Raw genomic sequence first — 12718 nt, 5'->3', positions numbered from 1 at the left:
TTCATATATCCGGGATCAAAGCGGGTCTGGGCCTATTGCAACGAATCTTCTTTGCTACGCGGTTGGGGAAACCCCAATTCTTCTTCTTTCAATATGCCGCGGAGGATTGCGGCAGTTTCCACCTCGGACATTCTTTTTACGATGCCATCTGTGCCAGAGACCATAGTTGACTTTTTTTCTGATTTAGGAGCCTGGGAAAGGTTTGCTGCAAAAACGCGGTTCAAAACTGATTTCAGAGGCATTGTTTAACTCCAGTAAAATAGTCGTCAGACACTGTCGCTGCGGGCCAGTCCGAACCACGAGGGTGGGAGGGCTCAAAGACCGATTGCCGTGAGTGTGTACCCGCAGCGACAGGCGGCATTTAGGAACTGACCGATCCTGTGCAAAGGGGGAAGATAATGGCCTTTCGCGTCATTTTTTGACTCTCTGATAAAAACCTCGACGTTGCTTACGTTTACGTCAACTTTCTAAACCAGCGCTGAGATTCTGCGACGCAACGTCACAATTTGACACCTGTTCATCACGGGCAAATTCAACGGTCCTGAAGGCAAAAAGCGGCCGTCTTTAGGGGCGATTCTATCGTGCAAGCAGGCGGAACCGTGGCTCCCAACAAAAACGGGCGCGCCCATTGTGGGCGCGCCTTGAAAAGGGAGGACTATGAAAAACCTAACGCTCGAAAAAAAATAAGCGCCTACTCACTACAGTTCCTAGACTGCAGCGATTTGAGCAGCTTGTCGGTGAAGTGGATCACACGGCGCGAAAAAGTTTCCATCGTCCGAGATGTTGTCGTGATCGGTCATCGAGAAGGCAGCGAAAGGCTTTGCTTCAAGGTCGGAGAGAACCCCAAAACCAAATACGCCCGCCGAATGGCGAGCGTATCATGATCTATAGGCTTTTCAGCCTCTGTATCAAAAACAGCAGCGCGCGCTTAGCGGCGGATGCCCAGCTTTTTGATCAGGTCCTGGTACCGTGCTTCTTCTTTGCCTTTCAGATAGTCCAGCAGCTTACGGCGCTGGGCAACCATCTTCAGAAGACCACGGCGACCGTGGTTGTCTTTCTTGTGGGTCTTGAAGTGCTCGGTCAGGGTGGTGATACGCGAGGTCAGGATGGCAACCTGGACTTCTGGCGAACCGGTATCGCCGTCCTTGGTTGCGAATTCTTTCATGACGCGATCTTTTTCAGCGGCAGTAATCGACATCGGGGTCTCCTTTGAAAAGGTTAGGGTTGATGGCACAGGCCGGGATGTCGTCCAGCGCAGGCCCATGGAGAAAACCGCATCGATTCCGACACGGATGCGCGCGTATAGGCGCATTTGCGGTCAATGGCAAAGGGATTCTGGAAATTCAGCCCAGCGCGCTGAGCTGCGCCAGATCGCCTGAGGATATCAGTTGAATGTCATCGGCGCTGACTCCGTCTGCCCCGATCAGCTGCACCACGTTCTGCCCGTCGACAATTACATGGGTCAGGTTCTCGTCTTCGGTGTCTGTCTTGATCTGAATGTCCGGGTTTTCCTGACCTTCCCATGAGATCAGCAGCTTGTCTTGACCGGGCTGAAAATCCATGACGGTGACGGCGTCATCATCCGCTTCGGGCGAAACCACGATGTCATCGTCACCTTCGCCCCCGGTTACGATATCACCGCCTTCGGCAAGGATCGTATCATCCCCGGCGCCACCGTTCAGGAAATCCAGCGCGTTGGTGTCCTCTCCATCCTGACCGTCCAGAATATCGTCGCCATCACCGCCGAACAGCACGTCCTCGCCTTCGCCACCGCTCAACCGGTCATCACCAAACCCGCCATGCAGTGCGTCATCGCCCTCACCGCCGATCAGAATGTCGTCATCCTGCCCGCCATACAGCTCATCCTCGCCCATCCCGCCGTCCAGGTGATCTGCGCCGAAATGCCCGTAAAGTGCATCATCCCCCTCATCGCCCGAGATTTGATCGTCGCCCGCCTCTCCGTGAAGGACATCCTGGCCAGCGCCGCCAAAGATCGTATCAGCGCCTCCTCCCCCATGCAGGGTGTCATCGCCTTCGCCACCATAAATCGTGTCATCCCCCGCATATCCATTGATCTGATCGTCGCCGTCCTGGCCGGTCAGGATGTCCAGATCCTCGGTACCCGCGATGATCATGTCGCCCTCGATTTCGGATATGATCGTCCCGGTCGAAATCTCGGGCGCTTCGGGTTCCTCGACATTCTCACCGACGTCAAGGAATTCGCCGGTTTCGACCGCAGGAGGCTGGTCGTCGACGACATCGTCCTCACCGGGATCTTCATCTATGTCAAAGACATCGCCGATGGCATAGGCCACCCCGCCGACAGCCGCCAGACTAAGCAATCCGATCAGAAACATGACAACCTCCTTGAACGCATTGCTTCGAGGGTGAAATGTCCCATGCGATCAGGGCTTTGGTCAAAGCCTAGCTGAGCTTGTGGTTAACCCTTTGTCACCAGGGTTCGGGGTTTTGCGTGTAAGCGATATAGAGCGGATGCTTGGGGTGGCCGTCCTTGGTAAGCCCAAGGTGGTACATCGGCTGACCGGTGCCGCGCAGCAGGGTTTCGACGGCGGTGCCTCGATCCAAATGCGCGCCATGGGTGCCCCAGGCAGCGATGACCTGATCGGCCCAGTCCACGCCATTCAGAATGGCCATGTCATTCTCTGGCCCCACCGGATCGGCAGTGGCCCGCATCTTGCGTGGATCAGTATCGCGCCATGCAAAGATATTAGTGACCTGAAACGCGCCGAACCCCAGTGCGCGCGCCCGGCGTTCGCAGCGTTCCACCGTCGGATCGTTCTGCACCTCGGTCGCCGTGGACGGATTCAGCATCACAAACAGCGCCTTGCGCCCGGCCGGATCCCAGATACGCGTCAGGCTATAGCGGTATCTCTCGCAATCTGAATAAACAGCGGTCGAGGGCGCGTCGCCCTTGGTATGTGTGCGCGTGATCATGGGTTTCGACTAGCACGCAGATTACGTGACGAACACCCGGCTGGGATGCAATTCGCCGGATTTATAGATGCCGACCGCCACAGCCTGACCATCCAGCGAGGCCCAGGCCTCATCCCCGTATTCCACATCGGACGCCAGAACCATACCAGGGTTGCCGTTACGCAGACGGGTCGCACCTTCGGGGGTGCATTTCAGTTCGGGCAGGTCCGATAGGCCAGTTTCCAGCGGGTGCAGGAAATCATCCAGCGCGGTGGTTTTGGCCATCTCGTCGATCTGTTCAATGCTCAGCCCGTCTTTGGTCTCGAACGGGCCGGACCAGATACGGCGCAGTTCGCGGACATGGCCGTAGCACCCCAGCGCAGCCCCCAGATCGCGGGCGATCGATCGGACATAACCGCCCTTGCCGCAAGTCATTTCCAGCATGACGTGGTCGTCGTCGGGGCGGTCGACTAGAACCAGCTCTTCGACCCACAGAGGACGCGCAGCCAGTTCCACATCCTCGCCATCGCGGGCCAGCTTATAGGCACGCTGCCCGTCGATCTTCACCGCCGAGAATTTCGGCGGGACTTGCATGATTTCACCGATAAAGGGCGCGAGGGCCTCTTTGATGTCATCATCCGAAGGGCGCGCATCGCTGCTTGCGATTACCTCGCCCTCGGCGTCATCGGTATTGGTGGCCTGACCCAGTCGCACGGTGAAGGTATAGGCCTTGAGTGCGTCGGTGATATAGGGAACGGTTTTGGTCGCCTCACCCAAAGCCACGGCCAGAACGCCGGTGGCCTCGGGGTCCAGCGTGCCCGCATGGCCCGCCTTCTTTGCGTCCATTGCCCAGCGCACCTTGTTGACCACGGCGGTCGAGGTCATGCCCGCTGGCTTGTCCACTACCAGCCAACCGGAAATGTCGCGACCCTTGCGTTTGCGTCCCATTCTGCACCTTGTTCTTTGCCGAGGCGCGCGAGTTAGCGGATCGGTCGGGCCCTGTCAATTTCAGGGCGTGTCTTCGACCACACCAACAATCGGCCCCAGTGAAAACCCGACATCGGATCGATTATTCACCCGGTCATACATACGTGAGATATTGCCATCAAAGAACAGCGCATTCGGGGTTTCCAATACCTCGCGAAACAGGCTGCCGAATTCGTGGAAGGTGACGTAATCCTCGGAAATGGCAAACAGTGCGCGGGCGCCATCATCGCTGGTACCCACACCATTGCGAACATAAACCGACGTCGAATCGGACAGGAATCGAGGGTGCAGTTCCCCGTCGATCACCAGCATCGGGCCGGATTGGCTGGCAAACCGGCAATCCGGGGCTTGATCTATAAAGTCCAGCGTCTCGAACACGTCGGCGCGGCCCTCGCGGATGCAGAACACCCCGTTGGGCAGAAGGCCGAAATTTCCGGGGCCGGGGTTCGGGATTACACGCATCTGCTCCTGCCCGTCTTCGACATAATGGCCAACGGGAGAGCGGTCGTCGTGATACATGCCTGCGTTCATCGCAAAGGCCAGACGCTTGCCATCGGGCTCCAGCGCCTCATTCACCGCCGAGAAATGCCCTAGCAGGTCGCCATTCTCGTCGTTGAGGAACAAGCGCATGTCCTCATTCGCGGCATCCACCTCGCAGACAGTGTAGCGTTTGTCACTATGCGTGACCTTTTCGCATGTCACTGCCCCGGTTTGTGCCGCCCACAGGAAAGCGCCCAAAGTGACAAATGCCCGGATCACTCGTCGAGATCGCGGCGCACCGCGTCCTGATCGAACATGCGGCGGGTGTCATCCAAACGGTCGAATGTGTCATCCAGCCGGAATCGCAGATCGGGGGAGAATTTCAGCCCGACCTTTTTACCAACCATGCGCCGCAGCTCGTGCTTGTTGCGGGCCAGCAATTCGATCACATCCTCCTGCCCTTTGCCGCCCAGGGGCAGCACAAAGGCGGTGGCGATCTTCAGATCGGGCGAGGTGCGCACCTCACCCACAGTGATTGACATGCGATTCAGGTCGGGATCGTGGACATCTCCGCGCGCCAGAACCTCGGACAGGGTGCGGCGGATCAGTTCGCCGACACGCAGCTGTCGTTGGGACGGGCCGGGGCCATCGTGGAATTTGTTCTTAGCCATATCCCCGATCTAAGCGCAAAGCGGGGCTTTGCCAAGCGGGTGCGAACCGGGTAGGAGGCTTTGAGCCAATCAATGCGAAAGGACCAGCGCAATGACCCATATTCCGGGGATCGTCATCACAGGGGCTTCGGGCCGTATGGGTCAGATGTTGATCAGGACCGTGACCGACAGTGATCAGGCCCGCCTGGTCGGCGTGGTCGAGCGCACGGGTCATGATTGGGTTGGGCAGGATGTGGGCGTGGCCATGGGCGGTGCAGCGCTGGGCGTCACGGTGACCGACGATCCGCTGGAGGCCTTTGCCCAGGCGCAGGCCGTGATTGATTTCACCGCACCCGAGGCGACGCTGGAATTCGCCGCGTTGGCGGCGCAGGCGCGCTGTGTGCATGTGATCGGCACTACCGGGATGAGTGACGAGCAGATTGCCGCTCTGGAGCCGGCCTCACGTCATGCGGTGATCGTGCGGGCGGGAAATATGAGCCTGGGTGTGAACCTGCTGGTACAGCTGACCAAAAAGGTCGCTGCCGCGTTGGATGAAGATTTCGATATTGAGGTGATCGAAGGGCATCACCACCACAAGGTCGATGCGCCCTCGGGCACCGCGCTGATGCTGGGCGAGGCTGCTGCGGAAGGGCGTGGTGTAGATCTGGCTGAGGTGTCCGATCGGGGCCGCGATGGTATGACCGGCGCGCGCAAACGGGGCGATATCGGGTTCCATGCCATTCGCGGCGGCGACATCGTGGGTGAGCATGACGTGCTATTCGCGGCACCGGGCGAACGCATCGTGCTGCGCCACCTGGCCACTGACCGCGCCATTTTCGCGCGCGGCGCCCTGAAAGCCGCACTTTGGGGGCAGGGTAAAGCGCCTGGCCAATATGACATGGTGGACGTTCTGGGGCTTTGACACCGCCCGGGAGCCGACAGACCGACTACAACTCTCGGATCTTATCTGCGCGCAAAGGGCAGGCGAGATAGACGCCGAATTCTTTGCCGATATCCGCACTGACCCGCGCGTGAACCTTGCCCTGCCGATCCAGAAAACGCTGATTGTCCTCGACCGGGAATATCCCCTCGTGCCAGATGCCAGGATGGATATACAGCCCGCGTGACCCATCACACCAAAAGGCCACCACCTTTTCCGGTGTCAGATTGTCGCCCGGCAATGCGGCAGGGATGATGAAAGGCTTGTTGTCGATCGGCCAGAACATCTGTCCGCCATCGGGGTGATAGTTCATGTGCCAAAGCAGAACTTGATCACGCGGAGCAGTTTGCCGGTTGGCGTTGGCCTGTTGCGGATCAGTGGACCAGCCGAGGACATAGTGGCCGTTGACCGCTTCGTTCTCACCGTAAAGGACGTCCCCTTTCCACTCACCATGAAATGTGCCTTCGACCCAACCGGCCTCATCACCGGTACCTTCGTCGATGGACCGCCAACCCTGTTGCGGCCAACGGACGATTTCAATTTCGAATTCTTCGGGGTCGTCGACCAGACAGCCATAGTCCTTGACCGACTTGTCTGTAGCACGGATCAAGGGGACCTCGTGCCAAGGCAGGGAGGGTTTGGTGTTGGCCTCAAAAATGTATTCTGGGGCGTTCATGTGAGCTCCTGATATTTTTCGACCATTCGCTGCACCATCGGCGCAAAATGGTTGAAATCAGGGGTTTCCATGTCTGCACGTTTACCTGCTTCGTCCAGATAACGCACCTGAATGATCTCTTTCAGGTTCGGGTTCTGCTCGAATTCGGCAACTTCTCTGGCACTCATCGGCCCGCCTTGCAGTTCCAGTGTATGAACCGAAGCCGTGGACAGGCGGTTGAAATATTCGGGCTTGGTAGCGCAAAGATACCGTTTGGCCGCCACGTGATAGCGGCAGCAATCGGTGATAACAGACGGAAAGAACTGTTCCAGCACCTCGGCGCCTGCATCTTCGTGATGGCGGTCTTCGGTGTCGTCGGGGTGGTACGTGCCGAATTCGGATGTGAAATGACCGATATCGTGCAGCAATGCCCCTACGATGATCTCTTCGGGCATGCCGTTCTGTTCGGCAATGGTCGCGCCCTGCAGCATGTGTTCTGCCATGGTGACGGGTTCGCCCAGATATTCCTCGCCTCCGCGGCGGTCAAAGATATCCCCGATGAAGGCCACGATATTGTCGGGGGTCAGGGTCGAGAAATCAGGTTTCATTCCGCCGCCTCCAGTGTCGCCAGTTCCATCGCCGCCAGCGTTGACAGTAAGCCGTCCTTGTCGGCATAGCAGCCTTGCAACCACCGCGACCCGGCGCCGGAATAGCCCAGACGCGCGTGCAGGACGCGGGTGTTGTCAACGATGAAGCTTTCGCCCGGCTCCAGCTTGAACGACACGCCCATGGCCGGATCGTCGATTATCTCACCCAACTGGCGATAGGCGGCGTAATAGGCCTCCATCAGATCGAAGGGGATGTCCACAAACGGAGCCGACGAGCGGTTGTTAAAGCGGATACCGATCAACTCGCCGTCGGGCGATAGCTCAATCATTGGGCGGCGCGACCGCAGGCAGACCCCGTCCGAGCCCTTGTATTCGAACCGCGCCGGGAAACCTGCCAACAGGGCAAATCCATCGGGGTCCTGATCGCGCAGTTTTTCCGCCGCCCGGAACCCGTCCACAACAATGGAATCGCCACCCTCGGCGCTGTTTTCCAGGCAGTACAGGATCTGCAATGTCGGTACCGGGTCGCGATAGGGGTTGTCCGTGTGCGCCTGAAGGCCAAGCCCTGTAAAGGCCAGGTTGGTCGGGTTCACTTCGGTTCGAACCTCGAAATAGGGGCCATAGTTGGTCTGACGGACGTATCCGAACAGATCAGCCACCTTCAACAGGGATTCCGGTTCGGTCGGGCCACTGGTCAGTTTGGCAAACCCGTATTCGGCGACCATTGCCAGCCAGCCGCGCTTGGCTGCGGGGTTGGCGTGGACGTCGCTCCAGTCGGCGCTGGGCGCGTCGAGCCCTTGCTCCCAGGTGGTGATCCCGGGCGCGGTGCGGCCAAAGGTGCGGCTGTCCTCTTGGTCATAGCTATGCGCAGCCAGCCAATCGGCGGGGAAAGTGACAGTCTTGTTTTCGGGTTGAAATGTGACGGTGAGGTCGCCGTTGGCCACTGAGGCAGCGCTGACCATGGTATCGGCGGGGATATCGCCAATGGTGATCAGGCGCTGTCCGTTGCCCGGTGCCCGTGTGTCAGGATCAAGCGCGTTGTCGCGTAGCCAGATGGCGTGAAAGCGGGCACTCGGGCCTGTATCGAATTCCACGGTGACGATTGACGGAGTATGGGTGGCAGAGCGCAGCATGGGGTTTCTCCTGTTCGCGCGGGCTTTGCTTGAGGATATACGCCCCCTGTGGCATTACGACAATTAATCCTTGTTGCTGCTGAGGCCTGGAAAAACTTATGGATAAAAAGAAGATCGGCTTGCCCCCGCTGGACTGGTTGCGCGTATTCGAAGCGGCGGGGCGGTTGGGTGGATTCTCGGCAGCGGCGCGCGAGTTCGGGCTAACACAGGCTGCCGTCAGTCAGCGCATCGGCAACCTTGAGGCCTGGTTGGGCCGCACGCTGTTTGTGCGCGAGGCGCGCGGTGTATCGCTGACCGTCGAGGGCGAAAGCTATCTGCCGCTGGTTCAGGACAGCTTGCAGGCGCTCGAGCGCAATACCGAAGACCTTTTCGGAAAATCCCCGCGCGAATTGCGGGTGGCTGGCCTGTCTTCCCATATTAAGGCCCTCGTCATACCCGCTCTTGCACGTTTTCACGACCTGCGCCCCAAAGTGCGGGTGCTGACAGATTCCGTGGCGCGACGGTCTTCGCTGGATGAAGAGAGGACTTGGCTTCAAATCCGCTATGGGCGTGGGGCGTGGCCCGGGAGAGATGCCGAACTGATTGCCGCCGAAGTGCTGGTGCCGATGGCAGCGCCGGGTGTGGATTGGTCCGCGCCCTTGATTGATCTGCGCGGTGAAAGGCCCGGCTGGCGTGATTGGGCGAAAAACACCACTCAGACCGACCTGCCAACCTCGAAAATGAGCTTCGATTCGATGGAACATGCGATTTCGGCGGCTCGGCAGGGTTTGGGCGTTGTGTTGGGATCCATGCCTTTGGCGCAATCGGACTTGCGAGCGGGGCAGTTGCGTCGACTGGATTTGCCCGAATTGAACGCAAAAGATGGCTATTGGCTGACCTGGCCCGAAGAGCGTGCGAAATCCAATAAGCAACGGGCGCTCATCGCGGATTTTCTGCAGGCCCTGCGCGGGGATTGATCAGAAATCTATCGCGATGCCTTTCTTTTCCCAATCGCCATAACGTGCAGGATCGGGGCCGTCGCGTCCGCCCAGCTCTTTGGGTCGCGCTTTTGCGTCGGCTTCGGCCTTGCGACGGCGGTCCTCCGCCTCAGCCAGCGCGCGTTGTGCGGCAGGCGGCAGGTCTTTGGGCTCGTCACTCATGACATCGGGTTCCTTTCAGTGCATTGGCTTGATATACGCCCCCGTCCGCCCTTGGCAATGCGGACGAGGGTCACATCAAAGGCGATTCAATGTCCGATAACGCAACGGCCGCGCGACGCAGCGCAATCTACCTTCTGGATCAGATCTTGGGTGAGGGGCGGCTGATGTCAGAATGTCTGGCTGCAGGTGCGCTGGAGCGATTGGCACCAGAAGACCGGGCGCGGGCACAGCGGCTGGCGTTGCAAACGCTGCGTGGGCTCGAACGCGCCGACCGTCTGTTGGACAATCACCTGAACCGCACTCCCGCCCTGACCGTGCATAATGCCCTGCGTCTGGGAGCGGTTGAGCTGTGCCATGGCGAGGCTGCGCATGGCGTCGTAAATTCCATGGTTGAGATTGTCGGTCGCTCGCGCAAGCATGGGCGGCTTAAGGGGTTGGTGAACGCGGTTCTGCGCAAGGTCGCGGCGGAAGGGCCAGAGGCTTGGCCGAAAATGCGCGTGCCTCGCCTACCCGAGTGGCTGCGCGATCCGTTGATCATGGCCTGGGGTGCCGAGGCCGTGACCGGCATGGAGCTGGCGCATTTCGAGGGCGCGCCGCTGGATCTTTCGGTCAAGCCAGGGGCAACTGCGCCGGGTGAGGAACTGCCGACCGGATCAATGCGGATAAAGGATGCCGGGCAGGTTTCGGCCCTGCCGGGATATGATCGCGGCGATTGGTGGGTTCAGGATGCCGCCGCCGCGCTGCCCGCCCGTGTTCTGGCACCCAAGGCCGGAGAGAAAATTCTGGACCTATGCGCCGCGCCCGGCGGCAAGACGCTGCAGCTGGCGGCTGCGGGGGCGGATGTAACCGCACTCGATATCTCGGAATCGCGGCTGGAACGGGTGCGCGAGAACCTGACGCGCACCGGGCTGAAGGGCGAAGTCATCGCAGGCGACGCGCTGGAACACCAGGGCCAGTATGACGCCATCCTGCTGGACGCGCCCTGTTCTGCAACCGGCACGATCCGCCGCCATTCCGATCTGCCCTTTGCCAAGGATGGTTCGGAATTCGGCGCACTGATCGAGCTGCAAACGCAGATGCTTGCCCATGCCTGGACCTTGCTGAAACCCGGCGGGCGGCTGGTATACTGCACCTGTTCCCTGCTGCCGGATGAGGGCGAGGTGCAGGTCGAAGAGGCGCTGCAGATGTATCCGGACATGCAGGTGGACCGGGCCGCTTTGCAGGTCGCAGGGATCGAAACCAGCTGGATCACGGAAGAGGGCGGTTTGCGTCTGCGGCCTGACTATTGGCCGGGCACGGGCGGCATGGACGGGTTCTATATCGCCTGTCTGACGAAATCGACCTAAAGGCACGCTTTTCGATGACTTGACGATTGCTCCGGTCTATCGTTGGGTCTCAGGCGCCAGCAGAGCGCAAGGGGCAGAGTAACGAGCGTCATGTCAAATTCGGACACCATGGCAAACCGATGGTCGCGGTTTCAGAACCGGCTTTATGCGCGGCTCAGTCAGCGGCGCAAGGCCGTTACCGGATTTGTGGGCGATCCGGAACCACGCACGGTTGGATCATTTGCGCGCGGGCGTCAGTTGGTGGCTGGGAACCTGCTGTTCTCGGGCTATCTGGTTGAGGCGCAGGATACAGGCTTATGGGATGTCACCGCGCCCAGCACCGGATTCGATGATGAACGCCACGGTTTTGCCTGGCTGGATGATCTGGCGGCTGTTGGCGACATCCGGGCGCGCGAAAAGGCGCAACGCTGGGTCTGGGGCTGGATCGAAGCACATGGGCGCGGGCACGGGCCCGGTTGGGCACCTGATCTGACAGGCCGGCGAGTGATGCGTTGGATCAATCACGCGATCTTTTTGCTGCGCGGTGTGGATGAGCAACAAAGCAAGGTCTTTTTCAGTTCGCTATCTCAGCAGGCCTGGTTCCTGTCGAAACGCTGGCATGCTGCGACGCCTGGCCTGCCCCGGTTCGAGGCGCTAGCCGGTCTGGTGCAGGCTGGTTTGGCTTTGGAAGGGCTTGAGCAGATGGCAGAGCCCGCCCTGCGCGCTCTGGCGCGGGAATGTGACAGTCAGATAGATCAAAAAGGTGGTATCTCCACGCGCAACCCCGAGGAGCTGCTGGAAGTCTTCACGCTGCTCGCCTGGACATCGGCAGCACTTAGCGATTTGGGGCGGGGTACACCTGGGGCGCAGGCGAATGCGATTAAACGGATGGCCCCGACCATGCGTAATCTGCGTCATTCGGATGGTGCACTGGCCCGTTTCCACGGGGGCGGGCGCGGGGTCGAGGGTCGTCTGGATCAGGCTCTGGCGCAAAGCGGCGTCAGACCGCAGAGCGAGAACGGCCTGTCCATGGGATTTGCCCGTCTCTATGCGGCACGGACCAGTGTGATAATTGACGCCAGTTCGCCGCCCAAAGGGGATGCGTCATATAACGCACATGCGTCGACCTTGGCGTTCGAGCTGACCTCGGGCCGCCGACCTCTGATTGTGAATTGTGGGTCTGGGGAAACCTTTGGGCTGGAATGGCGTCGGGCCGGGCGCGCCACGCCGTCGCATTCGACACTTTGTCTTGACGGCTTTTCAAGTGCGCGTCTGACCTCAGCTGTTCCTGGTACGGAACGTGAAGGGCTGGTGGACGCGCCAAAGGATGTTCCGGTCGAGTTCGAAGACGCGTTCGAGGGAACCCGGTTTATGGCCGGGCATGATGGCTATACCAAAGTGTTCGGCCTGACCCATGCCCGAACGTTCGAGCTGCGCTTTGACGGGCGGGAGCTGACCGGCGAAGATATTCTGCTTACCACAAGTGACAGGGCCAAGCGGCAATTTGACAAGGCGCTGGATGCGTCGAGCCTGACTGGTATCGGCTTTGACATACGGTTCCATCTGCATCCGGACGTGGATGCGGCGATAGATTTGGGCGGTGCGGCGGTGTCCATGGCGCTCAAAAGCGGTGAGATTTGGGTGTTCCGCCATGATGGTGTGGGGAAATTGTCAATCGAGCCAAGTGTTTATCTTGAAAAGGGTCGTTTGAAGCCACGCGCGACAAAACAGATCGTTCTATCTGGCCGCGCAATGGAGTATGCGACGCGCATCCGGTGGACGTTGAGCAAGGCGCAGGATACAGCCTTTGCCGTGCGCGACCTGCACCGGGACGAGCCCGAGTTTGACTGACGCCAAAAGGACCTTT

At 59.6% G+C, this 12718-nt stretch carries 15 protein-coding genes; 4 read left to right on the top strand and 11 right to left on the bottom strand.

Annotated features, from left to right (window positions below; genetic code table 11):
• Window positions 1-32 precede the first annotated feature (32 nt).
• The 7 genes from AC2FH2_RS18650 to rbfA form a co-directional block, all read right to left on the bottom strand.
• Window positions 33-242, bottom strand: coding sequence for a hypothetical protein (locus AC2FH2_RS18650; protein ID WP_496703542.1), 210 nt, complete (start codon window positions 240-242; stop codon window positions 33-35).
• 686 nt (window positions 243-928) lie between these two features.
• A complete protein-coding gene (rpsO, locus tag AC2FH2_RS18645) occupies window positions 929-1198 on the bottom strand; it encodes a 30S ribosomal protein S15 (protein WP_142640015.1) in 270 nt (89 codons plus the stop codon).
• 145 nt (window positions 1199-1343) lie between these two features.
• Window positions 1344-2357, bottom strand: a complete 1014-nt coding sequence (locus AC2FH2_RS18640; RefSeq protein ID WP_496824795.1) for a calcium-binding protein — start codon at window positions 2355-2357, stop codon at window positions 1344-1346.
• A 94-nt stretch (window positions 2358-2451) separates the two neighbouring features.
• Window positions 2452-2955: a DUF1643 domain-containing protein gene (locus tag AC2FH2_RS18635; RefSeq protein ID WP_496824793.1), complete on the bottom strand. Its 504-nt coding sequence runs from the start codon at window positions 2953-2955 to the stop codon at window positions 2452-2454.
• Between the two features lie 21 nt (window positions 2956-2976).
• Window positions 2977-3882: a tRNA pseudouridine(55) synthase TruB gene (gene truB / locus AC2FH2_RS18630; protein WP_496824791.1), complete on the bottom strand. Its 906-nt coding sequence runs from the start codon at window positions 3880-3882 to the stop codon at window positions 2977-2979.
• Window positions 3883-3942: 60 nt separating this feature from the next.
• Entirely contained in the window at window positions 3943-4680 is a 738-nt protein-coding gene (locus AC2FH2_RS18625; protein WP_496824789.1) for a phosphodiester glycosidase family protein, read from the bottom strand.
• Window positions 4677-5072, bottom strand: a complete 396-nt coding sequence (gene rbfA / locus AC2FH2_RS18620; RefSeq protein ID WP_142640024.1) for a 30S ribosome-binding factor RbfA — start codon at window positions 5070-5072, stop codon at window positions 4677-4679. The genes AC2FH2_RS18625 and rbfA overlap by 4 nt, the downstream gene beginning before the upstream one ends.
• Before the next feature lie 91 nt (window positions 5073-5163).
• On the opposite strand from rbfA, the gene dapB reads away from it, so the two are divergent.
• Window positions 5164-5973, top strand: coding sequence for a 4-hydroxy-tetrahydrodipicolinate reductase (dapB, locus tag AC2FH2_RS18615; RefSeq protein WP_142640026.1), 810 nt, complete (start codon window positions 5164-5166; stop codon window positions 5971-5973).
• A 25-nt stretch (window positions 5974-5998) separates the two neighbouring features.
• On the opposite strand, the gene AC2FH2_RS18610 is transcribed toward dapB, so the two are convergent.
• From AC2FH2_RS18610 to tmpA, 3 genes are read right to left on the bottom strand one after another with little or no spacing between them, the layout of a single operon-like run.
• A complete protein-coding gene (locus tag AC2FH2_RS18610) occupies window positions 5999-6667 on the bottom strand; it encodes an ureidoglycolate lyase (protein ID WP_496789853.1) in 669 nt (222 codons plus the stop codon).
• Complete coding sequence (gene tmpB / locus AC2FH2_RS18605; RefSeq protein WP_142640030.1) at window positions 6664-7254, bottom strand: (R)-1-hydroxy-2-trimethylaminoethylphosphonate oxygenase; 591 nt, start codon at window positions 7252-7254, stop codon at window positions 6664-6666. Before tmpB ends, AC2FH2_RS18610 begins: the two co-directional genes overlap by 4 nt.
• A complete protein-coding gene (gene tmpA, locus AC2FH2_RS18600) occupies window positions 7251-8387 on the bottom strand; it encodes a 2-trimethylaminoethylphosphonate dioxygenase (RefSeq protein WP_496824787.1) in 1137 nt (378 codons plus the stop codon). The genes tmpB and tmpA overlap by 4 nt, the downstream gene beginning before the upstream one ends.
• A gap of 98 nt (window positions 8388-8485) precedes the next feature.
• On the opposite strand from tmpA, the gene AC2FH2_RS18595 reads away from it, so the two are divergent.
• Window positions 8486-9343, top strand: coding sequence for a LysR family transcriptional regulator (locus tag AC2FH2_RS18595; protein WP_496824785.1), 858 nt, complete (start codon window positions 8486-8488; stop codon window positions 9341-9343).
• On the opposite strand, the gene AC2FH2_RS18590 is transcribed toward AC2FH2_RS18595, so the two are convergent.
• Window positions 9344-9526: a DUF1674 domain-containing protein gene (locus tag AC2FH2_RS18590; protein WP_142640036.1), complete on the bottom strand. Its 183-nt coding sequence runs from the start codon at window positions 9524-9526 to the stop codon at window positions 9344-9346. It lies immediately after the preceding gene.
• Window positions 9527-9615: 89 nt separating this feature from the next.
• On the opposite strand from AC2FH2_RS18590, the gene AC2FH2_RS18585 reads away from it, so the two are divergent.
• Window positions 9616-10872, top strand: coding sequence for an RsmB/NOP family class I SAM-dependent RNA methyltransferase (locus tag AC2FH2_RS18585; protein WP_271952129.1), 1257 nt, complete (start codon window positions 9616-9618; stop codon window positions 10870-10872).
• A 90-nt stretch (window positions 10873-10962) separates the two neighbouring features.
• Window positions 10963-12702 (top strand): heparinase II/III family protein, encoded by a 1740-nt coding sequence (locus tag AC2FH2_RS18580; RefSeq protein ID WP_281973772.1) that lies wholly within the window; start codon window positions 10963-10965, stop codon window positions 12700-12702.
• The last annotated feature ends 16 nt before the right edge of the window (window positions 12703-12718 follow it).

Source organism: Ruegeria sp. YTSA105, assembly GCF_059610225.1.
The sequence above is the reverse complement of the archived record's forward strand: the minus strand, read 5'-3'. Positions and strand labels throughout refer to the sequence as shown.